Origin of the sequence: Mesorhizobium sp. M0410, from assembly GCF_040321435.1 — a bacterium.
Classification (GTDB): domain Bacteria; phylum Pseudomonadota; class Alphaproteobacteria; order Rhizobiales; family Rhizobiaceae; genus Mesorhizobium.
The window spans coordinates 21,496-45,638 of sequence record NZ_JAMYRN010000012.1; the positions used below are offsets into that span (position 1 = coordinate 21,496).

Consider the following 24,143-nt stretch of genomic DNA (forward strand, 5'->3'; position numbering starts at 1 on the left):
TTTCACTCCAGGCCGCGCAAGCGGTGGATGTATTCCACCAGTCCGGCAGTCGAGGCGTCCCGCTTTGCGGCGTTCTCCTTGCCTTCAACGACGGGCAGCAGCCCGGTCGCCAGTTCCTTGCCGAGTTCGACGCCCCATTGGTCGAAGGAGTTGATGTTGAACAGCGTGCCTTCGACGAAGACGCGGTGCTCGTAGAGCGCAATCAGCCGTCCGAACGTGTGGGGGTCGAGCTTTCTGTAGAGGATCGTCACCGAGGGGCGGTCGCCGGAGAAGACGCGGTGCGGAGCAATCCTGTCGACATCAGCCGGCTTCATGCCTTTCGCCAGCATCTGTGCGCGGGCTTCCTCCAGCGTGCGGCCCTTCATGAAGGCTTCCGACTGCGCCAGGCAATTGGCAAGCAGAAGGTCGTGGTGATGCTTCAGTTCCGGCTCGTGGCCTACGGCAGCGGCGAGGAATTCGACTGGAATGAAATCGGTGCCCTGATGCAGAAGCTGGAAGAAGGCGTGCTGGCCATTGGTGCCGGGCTCACCCCAGACCAGCGGGCCGGTCGGCGTCGTCACAGCGCCGCCGTCCAGGGTGACGCTCTTGCCGTTCGATTCCATGTCGAGCTGCTGCAGATAGGCCGGGAGCCTGGACAGACGCTGATCGTAAGGGATGACGGCGCGAGCGGGGTATTTGCAGATCACGCGGTGCCACCAGCCGATCAGCCCCATCAGCGCCGGCAGGTTCCTCGCCAGCGGCGCGGTGCGGAAGTGCTCGTCCATTTCATGGGCGCCTTCGAGAAAGGCGCGAAAATCCTTCGGGCCGATGGCGATCATCACCGGCAGGCCGATCGCACCCCAGACGGAATAGCGGCCGCCGACCCAGTCCCAGAAGCCGAAGACGCGATCGGGCGCGATGCCGAACTTGGCGACCAGGTCGAGCGCCGTCGAGACGGCGGCGAAGTGCTTGCCGACCGCTTCCTTGCCGAGCGCCTTCTCGACCCATCCGCGCGCGGTCTCGGCATTGGTCATAGTCTCGACCGTGGTGAAGGTCTTGGAGGCGATGATGAACAGGGTGGTTTCGGCGGAAAGTCCCTTCAGCGTGTCGTGGATATGCGCACCGTCGATATTGGATACGTAATGCGCGCGCGGCCCGTCATGATAGGGCGCCAACGCCAGCGTCGCCATGGCAGGGCCGAGATCGGAGCCGCCGATGCCGATGTTGACGATGTCGGTGATCTTCTTGCCGGTCGCGCCGGCCGCCTTGCCGGAACGCACCGCGTCGGCGAAGGCACCCATCGCGTCGAGTACGGCAAGGACTTCCGCCTTCACGTCCTGGCCGTCGAGCACGATGCCCTTGCCGGTCAGGTTGCGTAGTGCCGTGTGCAGCACGGCGCGGCCTTCGGTGACATTGATCTTCTTGCCGGCAAACATCGCGTCGCGCCGGCCTTCGAGGTCGGCGGCCTCGGCCAGCTTCTCCAGCAACTCCATCGTCCGCGCATCGACCGCACATTTCGACCAGTCGAGCAGCACGTCGCCGTCGCTGGCGGAGAATTTCTCGAAGCGCTGCGGATCGGCGGCGAAAGCCTCGCGCATCGAGCCCGATTTGGCCGCACGATGATCGCGCAACGCGCCGAGCTGCTTTTGAAAGGACGGTTGATCCACTGCCTCGCTCCGGTTCTTGAGGTGCATCTTATCAGGCCGGATGTTTCCGGCGCGTGTCGTCGCGGCAAACTATCGGGTCGAATTCCATCTGTTTCAATGCGCAGCGATGCCGCAGCGCAGCGCGGGCCGGCGCAAAGGATCACTGGCATAAATCCCAGCGATCAGAAAAATTGATTGGTGCAACACCTTGTGCCACCGGTACATTCGACTGGTCCAGCCAAGTGAAAAAAGCTGGCCATCGAGGAACATCTCCCATGCCACAGCGAAACGACACGGCCATATGGTCCGGCCTGTTCCGGATTTCGGCGGACTCCGGTCAGACCCTGCAGGCGCAGATCCGCCAGGCGATCGTCGCCGCCATCCTCGACCGGCAGATCGCGGCTTCGATGCCGCTTCCGTCCTGCCGGATTCTTGCGGAAAAACTCGGCGTAGCGCGCGGCACCGTGGTGCTGGCGTTCCAGCAGCTGGTCGACCAGGGCTTTCTGGTGGCGCGCGAGCGCCGCGGCCATTTTGTCAATCCCGAGGTGCTGGCGACGCCGGCCAAGCCGCACCAGAAGGCGCCCGACCAGGCCAACGAGATCGACTGGAAGGCGCGCCGGCAGATCGCAGCGAGCGACATGCCACCGCCGGCCAAGCACGACAACTGGATCAAGTCGTCCTACCCCTTCGTCTACGGCCAGTTCGACCCGGCGCTGTTCCCGACCGCCGAATGGCGCGAGTGCAACCGCATGGCGCTGGCGGTGCTCGAAATCCGCAACTGGGCATCCGACATGGTCGACCGCGACGATCCGCTCCTGATCGAGCAGATCCAGGCCCGGCTGCTGCCGCGGCGCGGCATCTTCGCCAATCCGGACGAGATCATCGTGACGCTGGGCGCGCAGAACGCGCTTTACATGCTGGCCACGCTGTTGATGACCAAGGGCTCCAAGGTGGCGATGGAAGACCCCGGCTATCCCGATGCACGCTCGATCTTCCGGCTGGCCGGCGCCGATATTCAGCCGGTTCCAGTCGACCACTCCGGCATCGTAACCTCTGCTATTCCCACTGATTCCGGCTTCGTCTTCGTCACGCCCAGCCACCATTGCCCGACCATGGTGCCGCTGTCGGCGGAGCGGCGGCAGGATCTTCTGGCGCGCGCCAACCGGCACAACCAGATCATCATCGAGGACGGCTATGACAGCCAGCTCCTGGACGAGGCGCCGCAGCAGGCGCTGAAGAGCCTCGATCGGTCCGGCCGCGTCGTCTACGTCGGCTCGATGTCGAAGACGCTGGCTCCCGGCCTCAGGCTCGGCTACATCGTCGCCTCGGCCGGGCTGATCTCCGAGCTTCGGGCGCTACGCCGCTTCATGCTGCGCCATCCGCCGGCCAACAACCAGCGTGCCGTGGCGCTCTTCCTGTCGCTCGGCCATCACGAGGCGCTGGTGCGACGGCTGTCGAGCGCCTTCGACGAGCGGCGCAAGCGTCTGGTCCATGCGATTTCCGCCTTCCTGCCTGAGTGGCGCTCGACCGATTCGGCCGGCGGTACGTCGCTCTGGCTCGAGGGGCCGCGCGGCACCGATTCGCGCGGACTGGCGGAGGCCGCGGCCTCGCGCAGCGTCATCATCGAGCCCGGCGACCGCTTCTTCGACCGCACCGAAAAGCCTTCGCGTTTCATGCGCTTGGGCATTTCATCGATCGCGCTGCAGCACATCGAACCCGGCATCCGCGAACTGGCGACGGCAGCTGGACGCAGGCCGGCAGCGGCTTGATCACCCTTCCCCGACCGGAGCCGGCGCATGTGGCGCGGCTCCGGTTCTTTAGCACCTTGGCATATGCGACGGGATCGGCTGGCACATAGGCTGTGCCAATGCCGGCGGCATAGTCGGAGTATAGGGGACGAAGCAGGCAGATGGTGGACCAACCGCCGCGCCCGCTCCGCAGCTAAAGTTGGAGTGCCTTCATGCCAATGGCCCATGAGAAGCAGGACGTGTCCGCAGACCAGCGTTCGCGGCGGTCCGGCGGGCGCGAGGCGCGCCGCGCCATGCGGGCGGCACCGCTTGCCGACGACGTCAAGCCGGTGCGCGCCGGCCTCGAAGGCGGGAGCTACAGCCCGCTCAGCGGCAATGATTGCGAACGTATCCACGAGGCCGTGCTTACCCTTCTGGAGACGGTCGGCTTCGCTAATGCCATCCCCTCCTGCATCGAGGCACTGACCAAGGCGGGTGCGACCCTCGGTGAGGACGGCCGCCTGCGCTTTCCTCGCGGCCTTGTGCTCGACACCATCAAGAAAGCGGCGCGGCATTTCACCCTGCACGGCCAGTATCCGAAGCACGACATGGTGATCCAGGGCAAGCGTGTGCATTACGGCACGGCTGGTGCTGCGGTGCATCTGGTCGATGTCGAAAAGCGTGAGTATCGCGAGTCGCTGCTGCAGGACATTTACGATGCCGCGCGCCTGGTCGAAGGGCTCGACAACATCCATTTCTTCCAGCGGCCGATGGTGCCGCGCGACATTCCCGACCCGCTCGATATGGATTTCAACACGCTCTACGCCTGCGTCTTGGGTACGTCGAAGCATGTCGGCACCTCGTTTACCGTGCGCGAGAACGTCAAGCCGGCGCTCGATATGCTCTATGCGATCGCGGGCGGCGAAGCGAATTTTCGCGCCCGGCCTTTCGTCTCCAATTCGAACTGCTTCGTCGTGCCCCCAATGAAGTTTGCCGAGGACGCCTGCGGCGTTCTCGAAGCCTGCGTCGAGGGCGGCATTCCGATCCTGCTGCTGTCGGCAGGACAGGCGGGTGCGACGGCACCGGCGGCGATTGCGGGCGCCGTGGTGCAGGCAGTCGCCGAAGTGCTCGTCGGCCTTATCTATGTCAACGCGATCAAGCCCGGCCATCCGGCGATCTTCGGCACCTGGCCGTTTGTCTCGGATCTCAGGACCGGCGCCATGTCGGGCGGTTCGGCCGAGCAGGCGGTGCTGACCGCGGCCTGCGCGCAGATGGCGCAATTCTACGACCTGCCGGGCGGTTCGGCCGCCGGCATGACAGATTCGAAACTGCCTGACATTCAGTCCGGCTACGAAAAGGGCATAACCGACGTGATGGCCGGTCTCGCCGGCCTCAACCTGGTCTATGAGTCGGCCGGCATGCACGCCTCGCTGCTCGGCTTTTGCCTTGAGAGCCTGATCATCGACAACGACATGCTCGGCCACTGCCTGCGCTGCGTGCGCGGCATCGAAGTGACGGACGAGTCGCTGTCGATCGACACCATCGCCGATGTCTGCCTGAAAGGGCCGGGCCATTATCTCGGCAACGAGCAGACGCTGCGGCTGATGCAGACCGAATATTTCTATCCGGCCGTCGGCGACCGCTTTTCGCCGAAGGAATGGAATGAGAAAGGCAGGCCCGATATCCTGCAACGGGCGATCATCGAGAAGAAACGCGTGCTTGCCGAACGCTTCCCGCGCCATGTGCCAAAACCGGTCGACGACAAATTGCGCGCCCGCTTCGGCGATATGATCAAGCTGCCGCGCGACAGAATGGGCGGCTGAGCGTTACCCGCTCGCCGCCAGCAACAAGACACCGGCCAGCGCCGATCCGGCAAGCGTCGGCAGCATGCCGATCTTCAGCTTCAGGATGGCGATCATCGAGGCACAGGAAAGCAGCGCCGCGCGCCAGTCTATCGATGAAAGCACCGGCACGTCCATTCCAAGCCCGACATTGCGCACTTCGCCGAAGATGACGTGCAAGCCGAACCATAGAGCGAGGTTCATGATGACGCCGACGACGGCGGCGGTGATCGCACCGAGCGCCGCCGACAGCGCCTTGTTGCCGCGCAGCGCTTCGATGTAAGGCGCGCCAAGGAATATCCACAGGAAACATGGGGTAAACGTCGCCCACAGCGTAAGCAGCGCTCCAAACAATCCGGCAAGAAGCGGCGCGAGCGCGCCGGAGTGGCGGAAGGCGGCGACGAAGCCGACAAACTGCAAGACCAGGATCAACGGGCCGGGCGTGGTTTCGGCAAGCCCAAGGCCGTCGACCATTTCACCGGGTGCCAGCCAGCCGAAGGACTCGACCGCTGCCTGCGCGACATAGGCAAGCACGGCGTAGGCGCCACCAAAGGTGACGACCGCCATGACACTGAAGAAGCCACCGATTTGCGTCCAGACGCTGGCAGGGCCGGTGACAGCCCAGACGAGCAGAACAGGCCCCAGCCAGATCGGCAGCCAGATCGCCAAAATGCGCGGCGCATGCCATCGCGTCGGCCTGACGTGGGTCAGTTCGCCGCGCTCGAACATCAGATCGACCGCGCCCTTGATGTCGGGAACATAGCCCTTGCCCTGTGATGCCCCTGAAAAAAATGCCGGCGCACTACGGTTGCCGATCCAGCCTGCCAGGCCGGCAAGCAGGACGATCAGCGGAAACGGTACGTTCAACGCGTAGATGGCGATGAAGGCGGCGAGTGCGATCGACACCATGACGGGGTTCTTCAGCGCGCGTCTGCCGATCCGGATCACCGCCTCGATGACAATGGCGAGCACCGTTGCCTTGACCCCGAAAAACAGCGCCGCTACGAGTGGTACATCGCCATAGAGCGCATAGAGGCTGCTCAGGACGAGCATTACAAGCGCGCCCGGCACGACGAAGAGAATGCCGGCAACAAGGCCACCGACCGTTTTGTGCAGCAACCAGCCGATATAGACGGCAAGCTGCTGGGCCTCGGGGCCAGGCAGCAGCATGCAGTAGTTCAACGCATGCAGGAAGCGCTGTTCGCCGATCCAGCGCCGTTCCTCGACCAGTTCCTTGTGCATGAGCGCGATCTGCCCGGCCGGGCCGCCAAAGCTGAGCACCCCGATTTTCGCCCAGACCTTCACGGCCTGCCGGAAGCTAGGCACAACCGGCTCCCGGATCTCCGCCGGCTTTTTCGAAAGGACGGCGCTCACGATGGTTTGCCCGTGCCGAGACTGACTGCGCCGGCGGCCGGCCAGTTATGCGTCTCCTCGGTGGCATCGCGGCACCAGCGGAAGAACATATCATAGAGCAGCATGCCGGCCTCGAGCTGCTCCAGATCGTCGCGAAACATCCGTGACAGGCCAAGCGAGGCCGCCAGGAACCCGGCCGCCTGTGGAACAAGATCGAGGCTCGCAGTATCGGCAGCGCGTATGATCGTGGCCAGGCGATCGAGCGCTTCCGATTTAAGCCCGAACTCCTCGATCATGGTGTCGAAAGTGCAGCGTTCGCCGCGGTGGCTCCAGAACACGTTCTCGATGTCGAAAGGCACGGCCTGAAAGCGATCGGCGACGGCTGCCACTTCGGCCGGCTCGACGAAGAGAAAGACCGCGTGAGGATCGATGAAGCGCCGGATCAGCCAGGGGCAGGCGATGCGGTCGACCTTCGGGCGCGTACGCGTCACCCAAACGGTGCGGCCCTTGGCGTCGGCGGGCGGTATCTTGTCGGCGTGAACGAGAAGGCCCTTGGCATCGCGCCATGCTTCAAACCCGCCGTCGAGCGATTCGGCGGCTATGCCCTCGTGCCGCAGCCATGCGGCCACGCCTTGCGAGAGCTTTTTCCCCTGCTGGCAGACGACTGTCACTTGCCTGCCGGCGAAGTCGGCAGCCCAGTTCGAGACAGTCCTGAAATCACGCCAATCCGACCCCGGCAGCAGGCGCGGATCGGCGTTGTAGTCATCATCGATGCGGACGTCGATGATTGCGGGTGCACCCGGCAGCCCAATCAGACGGGACAGTTGCGATACAGTGATAGCGGTTGTTGACGGCATGGCGTCCACCTCCTTGAAAGAGAAGCTTGGACGCGAACGTTGGGCTGACGCCTCACGGGGTCGTCGCGATGCACCCCTTGCGATGATCGTGGATTTGTCACGCTCGCTTGTCAAGCATTTGTCCCTGCTATCGCAGGACAATCGTTTTTGACAAACGATCGCGTCCAACTCTGTGCCGGGCATTTCTCCCCGTTAGCGGGCTGTTAACGGGGAGAAATGAGGAGACCGCAACACCGGCGACCTGACGGCTGGCCCGTGCGATGGACCCTGGTCAGTGATTGTCCCTCGGCACGCCGCTTGTATGAGCCACATCCTGGTATTTCACCGCCGGCTTCAGCACCATGCCTTCGGAAAACTGGTCGACCATGCCGCGCTGGATTTCCTGCCAGGGCGTCTGGTGCTTCGGATAGTGATAGCCGCCATTGTTCTGCAGCTCGGCGCGGCGCCGCGCGATCTCGTCGTCGCTGACGAGGATGTCGGCGGTGCCCTTGCGCAGGTCGATGCGGACGCGGTCGCCGGTCTTCAGCAGCGCCAGGCCGCCGCCGATGGCGGCTTCCGGCGAGGCGTTGAGGATCGACGGCGAGCCCGACGTGCCCGACTGACGACCGTCGCCGATACAGGCCAGCGCGTGGATGCCCTTTTTGATCAGATAGGCAGGCGGCTGCATGTTGACGACTTCGGCGCCGCCGGGATAGCCGATCGGACCGGCGCCGCGCATGAACAGGATGGTGTGCTCGTCGATGCCCTGTGCCGGGTCGTCGATGCGGGCGTGATAGTCCTCGGGGCCGTCGAAGACCATGGCGTTGCCCTCGAAGGCTTCGGGGTCCTTCGGGTTCGACAGATAGCGCTCGCGGAACTCGGGCGAGATGCCGCTGGTCTTCATGATCGCCGAATCGAACAGATTGCCCTTGAGATTGATGAAGCCGGCATTGGCTTTCAGCGGCTCGGCAACCGTGCGGATGACGTCGAGGTTCTCGTTAACGGCGCCGCGGCAATTGTCGCCGATGGTCTTGCCGTTAGCGGTCGTGGCTTCCGGATAGGGCAGCAGACCGCCCTTCATCAGTTCGGCGATCACGGCCGGCACGCCGCCGGCATGGTGATAGTCCTCTCCGAGATATTCGCCCGTCGGCTGCAGATTGACGATGAGCGGTATGTTGAGGCCGACCTTCTGCCAATCGTCATTGTCGAGCGGCACGCCGAGATGGCGGGCGATGGCGTTGAGGTGGATCGGCGCATTGGTCGAGCCGCCGATCGCCGAGTTGACGACGATGGCGTTCTCGAAGGCCTTACGGGTCATGATGTCGGAGGGCTTCAGATCCTCATGCACCATGTCGACGATGCGCTTTCCGGTCTCGTAGGCGATCTGGCCGCGTTCGCGATAGGGGGCGGGGATAGCGGCCGAGCCCGGCAATTGCATGCCGAGCGCCTCGGCCAGCGAATTCATCGTGGTGGCGGTGCCCATCGTGTTGCAATAGCCGGTCGACGGCGCCGAGGAGGCAACGATATCCATGAACTCGTCATAGCCAATCTCGCCGGCCGACAGGCGCTGGCGCGATTCCCAGACGATAGTGCCGGAGCCGGTGCGCTTGCCCTTGTGCCAGCCGTTGAGCATCGGCCCGACCGAAAGCGCGATAGCCGGGATGTTGACGGTGGCCGCGGCCATCAGCATGGCCGGCGTCGTCTTGTCGCAGCCGATGGTGAGCACCACACCGTCGAGCGGATAGCCGTAGAGCACCTCCACCAGGCTGAGATAGGCAAGGTTGCGATCAAGTGCAGCAGTCGGCCGTTTGCCGGTCTCCTGGATCGGGTGGCAAGGGAACTCGAAAGGGATGCCACCCATCGAGACAATGCCTTCGCGCACGCGCTTGGCCAGTTCGATGTGGTGGCGGTTGCAGGGCGACAGGTCCGAGCCGGTCTGCGCGATGCCGATCAGCGGCTTGCCGGACATCAGTTCGGCCCGCGTCAGCCCGTAATTCAGGTAACGTTCCAGATAGAGTGCCGTCATGCCCGGATTGTCGGGATTGTCGAACCACTCCTGCGAGCGAAATTTTTTCTTGCTGGTGGGGGCGCCTGCCATCGTGGTCTCCGTATTTGTATGACAAATCGATATGACAACGCGCGGGAGCAGGCAAGGGGCACGCGCCATCCGAATCCGCACTTTGGTGCGATAGACACACATCTGCCTCCGCGCTAGTCGGGATCGTGGTTTGTCAGCCCGCTATCCCGGAAAAGCTGGAACGTGTCGCCGCGGACCTACCCGGCCGTTCCGGCCGCCCTCCCCTCAAGGTCCCCTTGGGGGAGGACATCCGCATCACTCGAACACGATGCTCGGCACTGCAGCCTCGGCCGCGCCGCGCTCTTCATTGACGCGGTCCCAAACCTTGGCGGCGATGTCGCGGTAGATTTTCGCCTCGGCGCCATCGGGTTTCGAGACCACCACCGGCGTGCCAGCATCCGAGCTTTCGCGGATGCCCATCTCGAGCGGCACCTCGCCAAGGAAGGTGACCCCTAGACGCTCGGCCTCGCGGCGCGCGCCGCCATGGCCGAAGATGTCGTAGCGTTTTCCCGTATCGGGGGCGAGAAAATAGCTCATATTTTCGACGATACCCAATAGGGGCACGTCGACCTTTCTAAACATGTTGAGGCCTTTGCGCGCATCGATCAGGGCCAGGTCCTGTGGCGTCGAGACGATGACGGCGCCGGCCAGCGGCACCTGTTGGGCCATGGTCAGCTGGGCGTCGCCGGTGCCGGGCGGCATGTCGACGACGAGCACATCGAGCGGTCCCCATTCGACCTCGCGCAGCATCTGCGTCAATGCCGACATCACCATCGGCCCGCGCCAGATCATCGGCGTCTCCTCATCGACGAGAAAGCCCATCGACATGACCTTGAGGCCATAATTCTGCATCGGTTTCAGGATCTTGCCGTCGACGGTCTGCGGCCTGCCACGAATGTTGAGCAGACGCGGCATGGAAGGGCCATAAATATCGGCATCGAGCACGCCGACCCGCAGCCCGTTGGCGGCAAGCCCAAGGGCGATATTGACCGCGGTGGTCGACTTGCCGACGCCGCCCTTGCCGGAAGCGACGGCGATGATGGCCTCGATGCCGGGTACGCCGCGCTTGCCCTGGCTGTGCGAGGCAGGCGCCTGTGGGGCGGGACGGGCAGGTGCGGCTGGTGGAGCGGGCCTCTGAGCCGGTCTTTGCGGAACCGGCGCCTCCATGCCGCCGCCCTTCTTTTCCGCCGTCAGCGCGACCACGGCGCCGGCGACACCGGGGATCGCCTTGACGACACGTTCGGCCGCCGCACGCAGCGGCTCCATCTCCTGGGCACGGGCAGCGGGAACGGTGATCGAGAAGAACACCTTGGCATCGGCAATGAAAATCTCGGAAACCATGCCGAGATCGACGATATTGCCGGTGAAATCCGGCCCATTGACCGTCTTCAGGCGCTCGATAACCATTTCCTTGGTCACGTTTTCATGGGCGGCGGGCATGAGTTTTTCCTCTACTTTTCCGCTCCAGATAATGCAGTTCCGGAACAGAACCAAGCGATGGACCAACAGTTGCAGCGGCGTATTGGGGGAGGAAGCGACCATACGACAGCATTTCCAGCGGGAGTGGCCGTCGCCAAATCGTCAACGCAACCTATTTCAGTGGACATGGAATGACCGCCAGGGAAGGAGACGAATCATGCTCGCAAACAGCAACGCAACGGCCAATCTCGCTGTGAAGGACCTGGCCAAGGCCAGGGCTTTTTACGAAGGAACGCTCGGCCTGAAAGAGGTGCACAATGAGGGTGGGGAACTGATCGTCTATGAAAGCGGCGATACCGCCATCAACGTCTACCGTTCGAACTTCGCTGGGACCAACAAGGCCACGGCTGTGACCTGGACGGTCGGCGACGAACTCGGCAAAATCGTCAAGGCGTTGAAATCGAAGGGCGTCGCCTTCGAGCACTACGATATGCCCGGCCTGGCGCTGGAGGGCGATGTCCATGTCGGCCAGGGCATGAAGGTCGCGTGGTTCAAGGATCCGGACGGCAACATCCTGAACCTTGTGGACAGGTAGTCGCCGCGCCAGAGGCGGCTCCAGGCGCTGGCCCGTTCGCATCACTTTGCCAGGCCGACCGCGAGGTAGGTGAGAGCCGCGATGGCCGCGGTTGCCGGCAAGGTGACGATCCATGCCACCACGATGTTGCCGGCAATGCCCCAGCGAACGGCGGAGACGCGGCGGGCGGCGCCGACGCCGATGATGGCGCCGGTGATCGTGTGCGTGGTCGATACAGGAATACCGAGCCAGGTGGCGGCGAACAGGGTAATCGCACCGCCGGTCTCGGCGCAGAAACCCTGCATCGGGTTCAGCCGGGTGATCTTAGAGCCCATGGTGTGGACGATGCGCCAGCCGCCGAACAATGTGCCCAGCGCCAGCGCCGACTGACAGGTGATGACGACCCACAGCGGCACGTAAAAATTCGCGCCGAGCATGCCTTGCGAATAGAGGAGCACGGCGATGATGCCCATGGTCTTCTGCGCGTCGTTGCCGCCATGGCCGAGCGAATAGAGCGAGGCGGAAAAGAACTGCATGACGCGGAAGGTGCTGTCGACGGCAAACGGTGTCTGCCGCAGGAACAGCCAGGAGACCGCGAGGATCAGGACGAGCGCCAGCAGAAAGCCTGCCGCCGGCGATAGCACGATCGCCGCCGTGGTCTTGCCCAACCCGGCCCAGACGATGGCGCCGGTGCCTGCCTTGGCGACGCCGGCGCCGACCAAACCGCCGATCAGCGCGTGCGAACTGCTGGACGGGATGCCGACGAGCCAGGTGACGATGTTCCAGACGATGGCGCCGACAAGTGCTGCGAAGATCACTGCCGGCGTGACGATGCTGGCGTCGATGATGCCGGTTCCGAGCGTCTCCGCCACGTGGAGACCGAAGAACATGAAGGCGATGAAATTGAAGAAGGCCGCCCAGAACACCGCATAATGCGGCCGCAGCACCCGGGTGGAGACGATCGTGGCGATGGAGTTGGCGGCATCGTGCAGGCCGTTGAGGAAATCGAAGAACAGCGCGACGACGACAAGGCCGACCAGCACGGGAAAGGCTATCGCGGCTTCCACTATACGTTCTCGATGACGATGCCGCTGATTTCGTTGGCAACGTCCTCGAAGCGGTCGACCACCTTCTCCAGCTGGCCGTAGATCTCGCTGCCGATCAGATAGGCCATCGGGTCGCTGCGGCCATGCCGCTTGAACAGGTCCTTCAGGCCTTGCTCGTGCAGGTCGTCGGCCCGGCCTTCGGCGCGCATGACTTCCTCGGCGATGGCATTGAGGCGCACCGTGTGCGCCCCGACCTTGCCGAGCAGCGGGATCGCCTCGGCCACCAACTTGGCGGCCTCGACGATGACGCCTCCCATTTCCTGCATCAGCGGGTCGAATTCCTTCTTCTCGAACAGCCTTACCGTCTTGACGGTCTTGTGCATCATGTCGATGGCATCATCCATTGACTGGATCAGGTCCTTGATGTCGCCGCGATCGAAGGGCGTGATGAAGGAGCGCCGCACCGCAAGCAGCACCTCCGCGGTGATCTGATCGGCTTCGTCCTCGAGATCGATGATCGTCTGACACCAGCGATCGATGTCGTTCCCCTGCAGAAGCTGCTGCAGTGCCTCGGCGCCACCGACCACGGTGCGGGAATGCCGCTCGAACAGGTCGAAGAAGCGATCTTCGCGCGGCAAAAGCTTGCGGAACCAGCCCAGCATGTTCGGTCTCCCGTCGTGTCCAGTCCACGACCCCGTCTGATCCACATAGCGCCGCATTCCATTGCGGGAAACAGTAAGCCGGCTGAAAGATGTGGATGCGGACGATTTACACAGGCGGCTTGCGGCCGAAGGCGATTTCCACGACCTTGCGCGCTACGATAGGACATATCGTCCGTGACAGGCTCCCGACGGCATGATCGACAAGCTGGAATTCTTCATAGCACTTGCCAAGGAAGAGCATTTCGGCCGGGCGGCCGAAGTATGCGGCGTCACCCAGCCGACACTTTCGGCCGGCATCAAGCAGCTGGAGGGCCAGCTCGGCGTGATGCTGGTGCTGCGCGGCTCGCGTTTCCAGGGACTGACGCCGGAAGGCAAACAGGTGCTGGTGTGGGCGCGCCGCATCGTCGGCGATAGCAGGACCATGCGCGAGGAGATGCGGGCGGCGCGTCACGGCCTGTCAGGGCGTATCCGCATCGCGGCGATCCCGACGGCGCTGGCCATGGTGGCGCGATTGACGACGCCGTTTCGGGCAAAACACCCCGGCGTCACCTTCTCGGTGCTGTCGCGGACCTCGATCGAGGTGCTGTCGCTGCTCGGCAATTTCGATATCGACGCCGGCATCACCTATCTCGACAACGAGCCGCTCGGACGCGTCACCAGCGTGCCGCTCTACGACGAGCGCTATCAGCTGATCACCGCCGTCGGGAACCCGTATTTCGACCGCGACAAAGTGACATGGGCCGAGCTCAGTCAGCTGCCGCTCTGCCTGCTGACGCCGGACATGCAGAACCGCCGCATCATCGACCAGCATCTGGCCGAAGCCGGCGTGCAGGTGCGGCCGACATTGGAATCCAACTCGATGATCGTGCTGTTCTCGCATATCCGCACCGGCAAATGGTCGTCCATCATGCCGCTTAACCTTGCGGAAACGTTCGGCTTTTCCGAGCCGATCCGGGCTATCCCGATCGTCGAGCCGGATGCCAGCCACACCGTCGGGCTGGTGGCGGCGCCGCGCGAACCGCACACGCCGCTGGTCTCGGCGCTGTTGGACGAGGCAATGGCGCTGGCGGACGATTTCCGCACCCGTCGCTAGGCTAGACAATGCTGGTGACCGCGAACGATAGAAAATTTCTATCGAGCAACGGATCGGCTTTATTGATTTAACGGGTTTCCTCTGATTTCCTAAGCACTTAGCGGAAGACCGCCACGACCAGGGAGGGCGCTGCATGACGATGCAGCCTGCAAGTACCGAGATCGCATCGCGCACCGCGGCGATCATCCACGAGCTGAAAGGCCTCGAAGGCCCGCTGTTGCCGATCCTGCACGGCATACAGGAAGAGTTCGGCTATGTGCCGCAGGGTGCGCTGCCGGTCATCGCCGAGGCGCTGAACATCTCCAGGGCCGAGGTGCATGGCGTCGTCACCTTCTATCACGATTATCGCAGCCAGCCGGCCGGCCGGCATGTGCTGAGGCTCTGCCAGGCGGAAGCCTGCCAGTCTATGGGTTCGGATGCGATTGCCGCCAGGCTCAAAGCATTGCTGGGCATAGGCTTCCACGAGACAACCCGCGACGGTTCGGTGACGCTGGAGCCGGTCTATTGCCTCGGCCTTTGCGCCTGCTCGCCGTCGGCGATGCTGGACGGCGAGGTGATCGGGCGGCTCGACGACGAAAAGCTCAATGAAATCGTTGCCGAGGTGCGCTCATGATCCCGCGTATCTATATTCCCGGCGATTCCGGCGCGCTGGCGCTGGGTGCGGAAAAGGTTGCCAAGGCGGTTCGGGCGGAATTGGCCGAGCGCGGCATCGAGGCCAAGATCGTGCGTAACGGCTCGCGCGGTGCCTATTTCCTCGAGCCGATGGTCGAGGTGGCAACGGCCAATGGCCGTGTCGCCTATGGGCCGGTGAAGCCATCCGACGTCAAAAGCCTGTTCGACTGCGGCTTCCTCACCGGCGGTCACCACAAGCGCTGGCTCGGCGCTCCCGACAAGATCCCATTCCTGGCGAGGCAGACGCGGCTGACCTTTGCGCGCTGCGGCGTCACCGATCCGCTGTCGCTCGATCACTACAAGGCGCATGGCGGGCTGAACGGCCTGCAGAATGCAGTGGCGATGACGCCGGCCGAAATCGTCAAGCAGGTGACCGAGTCCGGGCTGCGCGGTCGTGGCGGCGCCGGCTTCCCGACCGGCATCAAATGGAAGACGGTGCTCGATACGTCGGCCGACCGCAAATATATCGTCTGCAATGCCGATGAAGGCGATTCCGGCACGTTCGCCGACCGCATGATCATGGAAGGCGACCCTTTCGTGCTGATCGAAGGCATGGCGATCGCCGGCATCGCCACCGGCGCGACCAAGGGCTTCATCTATATCCGCTCCGAATATCCGCATGCGGTGGCGGTGATGCAGAAGGCCGTCGAGATCGCCCGCAAGGCCGGCGTGCTCGGCGTCAATGTGCTCGGCTCGGCCAATTCATTCGACATGGAAGTCCGCGTCGGCGCCGGCGCCTATGTTTGCGGCGAGGAGACGGCGCTGCTCGACAGCCTCGAAGGCAAGCGCGGACAGGTGCGGGCCAAACCGCCACTGCCGGCGCACAAGGGCCTGTTCGGCAAGCCGACGGTGATCAACAACGTCATCTCGCTGGCCTCGGTGCCGGTGATCATGGACAAGGGCGCCGCCTTCTACAAGGATTTCGGCATGGGCCGTTCGCGCGGCACCATCCCGATCCAGATTGCCGGCAACGTCAAATATCCCGGTCTCTATGAGGCGGCGTTCGGCATGACGTTGGGTGAGATAGTCGACGATATCGGCGGCGGCACGGCGACCGGGCGTCCGGTCAAGGCTGTGCAAGTGGGTGGCCCGCTCGGCGCCTATTTCCCGCGCGCCCTGTTCGACACGCCATTCGACTACGAAGCGTTTGCCGCCAAGGACGGGCTGATCGGCCATGCCGGCATCGTCGTTTTCGACGACAGCGCCGACATGCTGAAGCAGGCACGCTTTGCCATGGAATTCTGCGCTATCGAAAGCTGCGGCAAGTGCACGCCGTGCCGCATCGGCTCGACGCGTGGCGTCGAGGTGCTGGACCGGCTCGCCCAGAACATCGAACCGGAAAAGCAGATCGCACTGGTCACCGACCTTTGCAACACGATGAAGTTCGGCTCGCTTTGCGCTCTCGGCGGCTTCACCCCATATCCAGTGATGAGTGCACTCAACCATTTCCCGGACGACTTTCGGCCGACGCCGGTCGCCGAAGCAGCGGAATAGGAGCGGACAAGGCATGAACGCGGCATTCGACATCAAATCGCTGGTCCAGGAAATCGACTACGGCACACCCGCCTCCGAAGCCGAACAGCAGGTAACGCTGACAGTCGACGGCAAGTCGGTGACGGTGCCGGCGGGCACCTCGATCATGCGCGCTTCGATGGAAGCGGGCGTTGAAATCCCGAAGCTGTGCGCGACCGACATGCTGGATTCGTTTGGCTCCTGCCGGGTCTGCCTCGTCGAGATCGACGGGCGCGGCGGCACGCCGGCCTCGTGCACGACGCCGGTCGGCGAGGGCATGGTCGTGCACACACAGAGCGACCGGCTGAACGCCATTCGCCGCGGCGTGATGGAACTCTACGTCTCTGACCACCCGGTGGCGCGGGGCGAGAAGGCCGGCACCGGCGCCAGCGAGTTCGACAAGGTCGTCAGGACGGTCGGCCTGACCGAGAACCGCTATGGCGTGGACGGGCGCAACCACGTCAAGCAGGAAAACGGCGTGGCGCCCGGCCATGGCTCGCTGACCATCGACTATATCGCCCGCGATGAATCCAACCCCTATTTCACCTACGATCCGGCGCAATGCATCGTCTGCTCGCGCTGCGTGCGCGCCTGCGAGGAGGTACAGGGCACGTTCGCGCTGACCATCGAGGGCCGCGGCTTCGAATCCAGGGTCTCGGCCGGCCTGCACGAGGCGTTCGTCGATTCCGAGTGCGTCTCTTGCGGGGCCTGCGTGCAGGCCTGCCCGACCGATGCGCTGAGGGAGAAGACCGTGCTGGCGAAAGGCCTGCCCGAGCGCTCGACCGTCACCACCTGCGCCTATTGCGGCGTCGGCTGCTCGTTCAAGGCCGAGGTCAAGGGCGACGAGGTCATCCGCATGATGCCCTACAAGGCAGGCAAGGCCAACCACGGCCACTCCTGCGTCAAGGGCCGCTTCGCCTATGGCTATGCGACGCACAAGGACCGTATCCTGAAGCCGATGATCCGCGAGCGGGTCAGCGATCCGTGGCGCGAAGTGTCGTGGGAAGAGGCGCTCACCCACACGGCGAATGAATTCCGCCGCATCCAATACCAGTACGGCCGCACCTCGATCGGCGGCATCACCTCCTCGCGCTGCACCAACGAGGAGACCTACCTCGTCCAGAAGCTTGTCCGGCAGGGCTTCCGCAACAACAATGTGGACACCTGCGCCCGGGTCTGCCATTCGCCGACCGGCTATGGTCTCGGCCAGACCTTCGGCACCTCAGCCGGCACGCAGGATTTCGATTCGATCGAGCAGACGGACGTGATCCTGCTGATCGGCGCCAATCCGACCGATGCGCATCCGGTGTTCGCTTCGCGCATGAAAAAGCGCATGCGCGAGGGCGCCAAGCTGATCGTGCTCGATCCGCGCCGCACCGACATCGTGCGCTCGGCCCACGTCGAGGCGCAGTTCCATCTGCCGCTGAAGCCGGGCACCAACGTCGCCATGCTGACCGCACTTGCCCATGTCATCGTCACCGAGGGCCTGTTCGACGAGGCCTTCATCCGCGAGCGCTGCGACTGGGACGAGTTCCAGGACTGGGCATCGTTCGTGGCGCTGCCGGAAAACAGCCCGGAAGTGATCGGCCAGCTTGCAAATGTCGATCCCGACGACATACGCGGCGCGGCGCGGCTCTACGCCCGCGGCGGTAACGGCGCGATCTATTACGGCCTCGGCGTGACCGAGCACAGCCAGGGCTCGACCACCGTCATCGCCATTGCCAACCTCGCCATGGCGACCGGCAATATCGGCCGGCCGGGCGTCGGCGTGAACCCGCTGCGCGGCCAGAACAATGTGCAGGGCTCTTGCGACATGGGCTCGTTCCCGCACGAGCTTCCCGGCTATCGCCACATTTCAGGCGACGCGGTGCGCGCCATCTATGAGAGCCTGTGGGGCGTCAAGCTCGACGACGAGCCCGGCCTGCGCATCCCCAATATGCTGGATGCGGCCGTCGACGGCTCGTTCAAGGGGCTCTATGTGCAGGGCGAGGACATCCTGCAGTCGGACCCCGACACCAAGCATGTCGCCGCCGGTCTCGCCGCGATGGAATGCGTCGTCGTGCACGACCTCTTCCTCAACGAGACGGCCAACTACGCGCATGTGTTCCTGCCCGGCTCGACGTTCCTCGAGAAGGACGGCACCTTCACCAACGCCGAGCGCCGCATCAACATGGTGCGCAAGGTAATGGAGCCGAAATGCGGCTATGCCGACTGGGAAGCGACGCAGGAGCTCGCCAAGGCGCTCGGCCTCGGCTGGACCTACACGCATCCGTCGCAGATCATGGACGAGATCGCCAAGACGACGCCGAGCTTCGCCGGCGTTTCCTTTGACCTCCTCGACAGAGTGGGCTCGGTGCAGTGGCCCTGCAACGAGAAGTCGCCGGAGGGCACGCCCATCATGCATATTGGCGGCTTCGTGCGCGGCAAAGGCAAGTTCATCCGCACCGAATACGTCGCGACCGACGAAAGGACCGGGCCGCGCTTCCCGCTGCTGCTGACCACCGGCCGCATCCTGTCGCAATACAATGTCGGCGCGCAGACCCGGCGTACCGAGAACGTGGTCTGGCATAGCGAGGACCGGCTGGAGATCCATCCGCACGACGCCGAAAATCGCGGCCTGCGCGACGGCGACTGGGTGCGGCTGACCAGCCGCTCCGGCGAGACGACGCTGCGCGCGCTGATCACCGAGCGGGTGTCGCCAGGCGTCGTCTATACGACCTTCCACCATCCCGACACCCAAGCCAACGTCATCACCACCGACTTCTCCGACTGGGCGACCAACTGCCCGGAATACAAGGTGACCGCGGTGCAGGTGGGCGCATCCAACGGCCCGTCGGAATGGCAGCGCGACTATGACGAGCAGGCAAAGCAAAGCCGCCGCATCGCGAAGTTGGAAGCGGCGGAGTAGTCCTTGACCGCGCGCCGCAAAGCCATTGCGCAGATCTCGCGGCTGGCGCGCCGCGCGGGCGGCACCGCGGCCGCCAACCGGATGGTGCCGGAAGAGACACCGGTGGCGTTCTCCTTTGCCGGCACCACGCATGCGGTGATGATGGCAAGCCCGGCTGATTTCGAGGATTTCGCGCTCGGCTTCTCGCTGACCGAAGGCATCATTGCCTCGCCGGACGAAATCGAAGCGATCGAGGTCGAGGATCACGGTGCCGGCATCGACATCCAGATCCGGCTGAAGGACAGCGCCAACACCCGCTTCGAAGCGCGTCGCAGACGGCTGGCCGGCCCGGTCGGCTGCGGGTTGTGCGGCATCGAATCGATCGAGGAGGCGATGCGCTCGGTAAACCCGGTCGGTGCGTCGCAACTTACACTTCAGGCCGATGACATCGTCCGCTCGGTCAAGCTTTTGTCGAAGCTGCAGCCGCTGCACGCCGAGACCGGTGCCGTCCACGCCGCCGGTTTTTACCTCCCCGGCAAGGGCATCGTCATGGCGCGTGAGGATGTCGGCCGCCACAACGCGCTGGACAAGCTGGCTGGCGCGCTGGCCAAAGCCGGTATCGACGGCAGGTCGGGGGCCGTCGTCGTCACGTCGCGCGTTTCGGTCGAGATGGTGCAGAAGACCGCGGCGATCGGCTCGGCCGTCATCATCGCCGTCTCGGCGCCGACCGCACTTGCCATCCGCACCGCGGACGATTCCGGCATGACGCTGGTGGCGCTGGTGCGCGGCGACGATTTCGATATTTTCACCCATCCTGACCGCGTGGTTTCCGGAGTTGCCAAGCATGTCGCATGACGAGGGCCACCTCATGAGCACCAGCGAAAAGCTGGTTCGCATGGCCAACCAGATCGCCGCCTTTTTCCACTCCAAGCCGCGCGAGCAAGGCATTGCTGGCATCGCCGAGCACATCAACAAGTTCTGGGAGCCGAGGATGCGCCGGCAATTGTTCGAGATGCTGGACAGCGGGCGCGAGGGGTTCAACGAGCTTGTCGTCGCGGCCGCGCCCAGGATCAAGCGGCCGGGCGCGCCGGAGGGCGCAGGTTTTAGCGTCGGCGGAGCGAACACCGAGACTGCCGCCGCGTCACAGAAGTAGGCGCCGCGGGCCCACATTCACACTCTCTGAAGTTTCATCTGCCGCAGCGCGCCTCTGCTATGATCCGGCGATAAGAAATCGTCGGGTCGGGCGGACAACTCGTGAGGCCGATCGAAACTCGATACGCGCTCAGTGGCGACGTGCGGATCGCCTATCAGGTGGTCGGCCAGGGATCGCTCGATCTCGTCTTCGTGCCGGGTTTCATCTCCAATCTCGACCTGCACTGGGAAGACGAGGGCTACACCAGGCTGTTGAAGCGGCTTTCCGCGTTCTCACGGCTGATCCTGTTCGACAAGCGCGGCACCGGTCTGTCCGACCGCGTCGATGTCCACCACCTGCCCAGCCTCGAAACCCGCATGGACGATGTACGCGCGGTGATGGATGCGACCGGCAGCGGCCGCGCCGCCTTGCTCGGCGCTTCGGAAGGCGCGCCGATGGCAATGCTGTTCGCCGCCACCTACCCGGAGCGGACGCGGGCGCTGGCGCTTTATGGCGGCTATGCGCATTTCCACAAATGGGTGATGCCGCCGGAACGCCTTGAGGCGTTCATCGCGACGGCGGAGACCGCATGGGGCACCGGCGCCACCCTGCCGCATTTCGCGCCCGGCCGCGTCGACGATCCGCGTTTCGCCACATGGTGGGCGCGCTTCGAGCGGCTGTCGGCGAGCCCGACCGCGGCAATCGCCCTGGCCCGCATGAATGCAGCTATCGACGTGCGTGGCGTGCTGGCGGCGATCAGCGCACCGACGCTGCTCATCCATCGCCGCAACGATGCGCGCGTCGACTCGGAGGCCAGCCGCTTCCTGGCAAGGAAGATCCCGAATTCGCGGCTGGTCGAGGTGGCCGGGCGCGACCACCCGATCTGGACCGGCGATATCGACCGGGTGGCCGATCTGATAGAGGAATTCCTGACCGGAGCGCGCGCCGTTGCCGAGGCCGAGCGCGTGCTGGCTGCACTGCTGGTCACCCGGATCTACGACACGGCGCGGCTTGGCGACCGCATGTGGAGCGAGCGCAGCCAGCGTTTTCAGAAAACATGGCGGCTTACGGTCGGGCGCCATGGCGGCCGCCCGGCCGGCACGCATGGCGAGCTGATGATGGCGCGCTTCGACGGCCCGGCGCGGGCCGTACGCTGCGCGGCAGCGCTGCGCGATGCGGCGCAGGAGATCGGCGTCGCCAGCGCGCAGGGCGTGCATGTCGGCGAGGTCGAGTTGCGTGGGCCGCCGACGGGGTTGACGGCGCGCGTGACGATGCAGCTTGCCGCGCATGCCGGGCGCGGCGACATCCTCGCTTCGCGGCTGGTCGCCGACCTCGCCGCCGGTTCAGGCCTTCATTTCAATGACGCCGGGCGCATCGCGCTTGACGAGCTGGATGAGCCGCTGGCGCTGGTGCAGGCGACCTCGGAACAGCACCTGGAGCCGGCCTGCCGGCCGAAGGCCAAGGCGGCTGCCGAGCCGGCCGCACTGACGGCGCGCGAAAGCGAGGTGGTGAACCTCATCGCCGACGGCAAGAGCAATGCCGCGATCGCCGCCGAACTCGGGCTGAGCGAACACACCGTCAAGCGCCACGTCGCCAATATTCTGCTCAAGCTGGACCTGCCGTCGCGGGCGGCGGCGGCGGCGTTCTCGGCCCGGCATGCTGGCCCGCACGGGCCATAGCAGCCATGGCGCTTTCGGGCGAAGCGGCCAGGCATGCGTAAGCGCTATCACTTCGTCCCATGCAGGCCAGGCGGATGTCGCCGGGAAAGGCGCTGCGAAGGGAGGAATAAAATGCTGAAGTCGACACTCAAATCACTGGTGCTGGCGGCAGGCGTTGGCGCGCTGTTGGCGATCGTTCCTGCCAAGGCCGAAGACGCCTCGGCGACGGCTGCCTACAAGGACATCCAGGCAACGCTCGGCTCGGTACCGGACATGTTCAAGACGCTGCCGGATGTCGCCGTTGCCGGCGCCTGGGCCGAGATCAAGGGCGTGCAGCTCAACCCGAACACCGCGCTCGACGGCAAGACCAAGGAATTGATGGGCCTCGCCGTCGCCTCGCAGATCCCCTGCCAGTACTGCATCTATTTCCACACGCAGGCGGCCAAGCTCAATGGCGCCAGCGACGAGGAGATCAAGGAGGCGGTGGCGATGGCGGCGATCGTGCGCCACTGGTCGACGATGCTCAACGGCAGCCAGGTCGATCTCGCCACTTTCAAGAAGCAGTCCGACGAGGTGTTCGCGGCCGTCAAGGCGAAGTCGCAGTGAAGAAGCCACTGCCCGGCGACGAGCGCCGGGCAGTGCCTGATCAAGCAACCACCCGATCCGAGAAGACAGGCCCATGGAGGAAAAAATGCTGACCAAGACACACACGATAGACGGCGCTGCGATCAAGAAGGCGATTGAGGGCCGTGATGGAAAATTGCTGGCGAGCTTCTATGCCGACGACGCATTGGTGCGGGTGATCGACCGCAACAACCCGCCGAGCAAGCCGCGCGAAATCCGCGGGCGCGCTGCGATCACTACATTCTGGGACGACATTTGCAGCCGGGCGATGACCCACGAGGTCGACACCACCATTGCCGACGGCAACAACCTCGCCTTCACCCAGGCCTGCTCCTATCCGGACGGGACCAAGGTATTCTGCGCGGCGATGCTGGAGCTGAAGAACGGCCAGATCGCACGGCAGACGGTCGTGCAGGCCTGGGACGAATAAGGAGGCGGCGATGTTCAGTGCCAGATGGCAGATCGACGCCAAGTTCGACCACAAGCAGACCGTGCTCGAACTGTTAAAGAATAAGAACGCGAGATCGGCTCGCTGGTCGGTGTCGACGACCTCAAGTTCCAGATCATGACCGGATCGATCGGCGCGCGGGAAGCGACGGTCGAGTGACACCACCAGGTCGAGAGCCTCGCCAGTTGGAGGCGTTCTTCGCCAGGATCGGCAAGATCGACGCGCACGCCAAATGGGGCAAGGAGATGGAGCCCTACGTCGTGTCGGGCACCAGCCTATGAAACATCTACCGCATCGTGGAATAGCAGTCCGGCTTACTCCCTTCTCCCCGTCACTTACGGGGAGAAGGTGGCGGCAGCCGGATGAGGGGCAGCGCGACGTCTATAAGTACGGAGAGCGCACCCCCTACTCGCTCTCGCCATCCAGCGCCGGCACCGACACGCCGGCAAGCTCCGCCGCCAGCAGCCGCGACGCACCAGCGCGTGCGATCCTCAGCATCAGCGCCTTGCGCGTCGCCGCCGCCATGCGGTGCTCGGGCGCATCGCGCAGAATCTCGGCACCATAGCCGTCGGAGAGAATGAAGCCGCATTCCTCCGGAAAGATTTCGGAAGGCACGCCGGGATGCGTGGCGAAGAAGAAGCGGTCGGAATGCAGCTGGTAGTCCGGCCATTTGCGGTCGACCCTGAAATCCTCGATCGAGGATTTGATCTCGATGATCCAGATGTCGCCCTGGCGGGTCAGCGCCACGAGATCGGCGCGGCGCCCGGTGGCCAGCGACAGTTCGGGCAAGACATGCGCGCCCATCTGCTTGAGCAGCCGCTGCACGCCACGCCTGACCAGCATGGCGCGCTCCGACTGGCGGCCGTCGATGAGCGGATTGAGGGGTAGAGGTGAGATGATCGGCATGGCGGCACCATGCCAGATTTTGTTCACGGTTTGAACCTGTTTTTGCGGGCG

General features: G+C 64.3%; 20 protein-coding genes. 12 read left to right on the plus strand and 8 right to left on the minus strand.

Annotated features, from left to right (window positions below):
• Window positions 1-2: 2 nt before the first annotated feature.
• Window positions 3-1,646, minus strand: coding sequence for a glucose-6-phosphate isomerase (gene pgi, locus NKI63_RS18845; RefSeq protein WP_352822801.1), 1,644 nt, complete (start codon window positions 1,644-1,646; stop codon window positions 3-5).
• A 254-nt stretch (window positions 1,647-1,900) separates the two neighbouring features.
• On the opposite strand from pgi, the gene pdxR reads away from it, so the two are divergent.
• Both pdxR and NKI63_RS18855 read left to right on the plus strand, forming a co-directional pair.
• The gene (gene pdxR / locus NKI63_RS18850) at window positions 1,901-3,394 is read left to right on the plus strand and encodes a MocR-like pyridoxine biosynthesis transcription factor PdxR (RefSeq protein WP_352506076.1); all 1,494 of its coding nucleotides are present in this window, start codon (window positions 1,901-1,903) and stop codon (window positions 3,392-3,394) included.
• A gap of 191 nt (window positions 3,395-3,585) precedes the next feature.
• Entirely contained in the window at window positions 3,586-5,175 is a 1,590-nt protein-coding gene (locus tag NKI63_RS18855; RefSeq protein ID WP_352506075.1) for a trimethylamine methyltransferase family protein, read from the plus strand.
• A gap of 3 nt (window positions 5,176-5,178) precedes the next feature.
• Here NKI63_RS18855 and chrA read toward each other — a convergent pair whose 3' ends face one another.
• The 4 genes from chrA to NKI63_RS18875 form a co-directional block, all read right to left on the minus strand.
• Window positions 5,179-6,567: a chromate efflux transporter gene (chrA, locus tag NKI63_RS18860; protein ID WP_352822806.1), complete on the minus strand. Its 1,389-nt coding sequence runs from the start codon at window positions 6,565-6,567 to the stop codon at window positions 5,179-5,181.
• Window positions 6,564-7,403, minus strand: a complete 840-nt coding sequence (locus NKI63_RS18865; RefSeq protein WP_352822809.1) for a chromate resistance protein ChrB domain-containing protein — start codon at window positions 7,401-7,403, stop codon at window positions 6,564-6,566. The genes chrA and NKI63_RS18865 overlap by 4 nt, the downstream gene beginning before the upstream one ends.
• Before the next feature lie 271 nt (window positions 7,404-7,674).
• Complete coding sequence (locus NKI63_RS18870) at window positions 7,675-9,480, minus strand: IlvD/Edd family dehydratase (RefSeq protein ID WP_352506072.1); 1,806 nt, start codon at window positions 9,478-9,480, stop codon at window positions 7,675-7,677.
• A gap of 234 nt (window positions 9,481-9,714) precedes the next feature.
• Window positions 9,715-10,899: an Mrp/NBP35 family ATP-binding protein gene (locus NKI63_RS18875; protein WP_352476039.1), complete on the minus strand. Its 1,185-nt coding sequence runs from the start codon at window positions 10,897-10,899 to the stop codon at window positions 9,715-9,717.
• A 196-nt stretch (window positions 10,900-11,095) separates the two neighbouring features.
• Between NKI63_RS18875 and NKI63_RS18880 the strand changes: the two genes are divergently transcribed.
• On the plus strand, window positions 11,096-11,473 hold the full coding sequence (locus tag NKI63_RS18880; RefSeq protein WP_352506071.1) for a VOC family protein: 378 nt from the start codon (window positions 11,096-11,098) through the stop codon (window positions 11,471-11,473).
• Window positions 11,474-11,514: 41 nt separating this feature from the next.
• Here the strand turns inward: NKI63_RS18880 and NKI63_RS18885 are convergent, their stop codons facing one another.
• The gene (locus tag NKI63_RS18885; RefSeq protein ID WP_352506070.1) at window positions 11,515-12,519 is read right to left on the minus strand and encodes an inorganic phosphate transporter; all 1,005 of its coding nucleotides are present in this window, start codon (window positions 12,517-12,519) and stop codon (window positions 11,515-11,517) included.
• Complete coding sequence (locus NKI63_RS18890; protein WP_254816177.1) at window positions 12,519-13,160, minus strand: DUF47 domain-containing protein; 642 nt, start codon at window positions 13,158-13,160, stop codon at window positions 12,519-12,521. Before NKI63_RS18890 ends, NKI63_RS18885 begins: the two co-directional genes overlap by 1 nt.
• A gap of 193 nt (window positions 13,161-13,353) precedes the next feature.
• Here NKI63_RS18890 and NKI63_RS18895 point away from each other — a divergent pair, with 193 nt between their 5' ends.
• The 9 genes from NKI63_RS18895 (at window position 13,354) to NKI63_RS18935 (ending at window position 23,168) form a co-directional block, all read left to right on the plus strand.
• Window positions 13,354-14,253 (plus strand): LysR family transcriptional regulator, encoded by a 900-nt coding sequence (locus NKI63_RS18895; protein ID WP_254816176.1) that lies wholly within the window; start codon window positions 13,354-13,356, stop codon window positions 14,251-14,253.
• A gap of 133 nt (window positions 14,254-14,386) precedes the next feature.
• Window positions 14,387-14,866 carry a formate dehydrogenase subunit gamma gene (locus NKI63_RS18900; protein WP_352506069.1) on the plus strand — a complete coding sequence of 160 codons (480 nt, stop codon included), beginning with the start codon at window positions 14,387-14,389 and terminating at the stop codon, window positions 14,864-14,866.
• Window positions 14,863-16,419, plus strand: coding sequence for a formate dehydrogenase beta subunit (locus tag NKI63_RS18905; protein WP_352506068.1), 1,557 nt, complete (start codon window positions 14,863-14,865; stop codon window positions 16,417-16,419). The genes NKI63_RS18900 and NKI63_RS18905 overlap by 4 nt, the downstream gene beginning before the upstream one ends.
• A 13-nt stretch (window positions 16,420-16,432) precedes the next feature.
• On the plus strand, window positions 16,433-19,345 hold the full coding sequence (gene fdhF, locus NKI63_RS18910; protein WP_352822813.1) for a formate dehydrogenase subunit alpha: 2,913 nt from the start codon (window positions 16,433-16,435) through the stop codon (window positions 19,343-19,345).
• 3 nt (window positions 19,346-19,348) lie between these two features.
• Complete coding sequence (gene fdhD / locus NKI63_RS18915; RefSeq protein ID WP_352455049.1) at window positions 19,349-20,179, plus strand: formate dehydrogenase accessory sulfurtransferase FdhD; 831 nt, start codon at window positions 19,349-19,351, stop codon at window positions 20,177-20,179.
• Window positions 20,169-20,477 (plus strand): formate dehydrogenase subunit delta, encoded by a 309-nt coding sequence (locus tag NKI63_RS18920; RefSeq protein ID WP_352822817.1) that lies wholly within the window; start codon window positions 20,169-20,171, stop codon window positions 20,475-20,477. The genes fdhD and NKI63_RS18920 overlap by 11 nt, the downstream gene beginning before the upstream one ends.
• Before the next feature lie 101 nt (window positions 20,478-20,578).
• The gene (locus NKI63_RS18925) at window positions 20,579-22,135 is read left to right on the plus strand and encodes an alpha/beta fold hydrolase (protein ID WP_352822820.1); all 1,557 of its coding nucleotides are present in this window, start codon (window positions 20,579-20,581) and stop codon (window positions 22,133-22,135) included.
• Window positions 22,136-22,246: 111 nt separating this feature from the next.
• Window positions 22,247-22,720 (plus strand): carboxymuconolactone decarboxylase family protein, encoded by a 474-nt coding sequence (locus tag NKI63_RS18930; RefSeq protein ID WP_352448517.1) that lies wholly within the window; start codon window positions 22,247-22,249, stop codon window positions 22,718-22,720.
• Window positions 22,721-22,805: 85 nt separating this feature from the next.
• Window positions 22,806-23,168 carry a nuclear transport factor 2 family protein gene (locus tag NKI63_RS18935; RefSeq protein WP_352822823.1) on the plus strand — a complete coding sequence of 121 codons (363 nt, stop codon included), beginning with the start codon at window positions 22,806-22,808 and terminating at the stop codon, window positions 23,166-23,168.
• 423 nt (window positions 23,169-23,591) lie between these two features.
• Here the strand turns inward: NKI63_RS18935 and NKI63_RS18940 are convergent, their stop codons facing one another.
• Window positions 23,592-24,092, minus strand: a complete 501-nt coding sequence (locus tag NKI63_RS18940; RefSeq protein WP_352822951.1) for an MmcB family DNA repair protein — start codon at window positions 24,090-24,092, stop codon at window positions 23,592-23,594.
• Window positions 24,093-24,143: the final 51 nt, after the last annotated feature.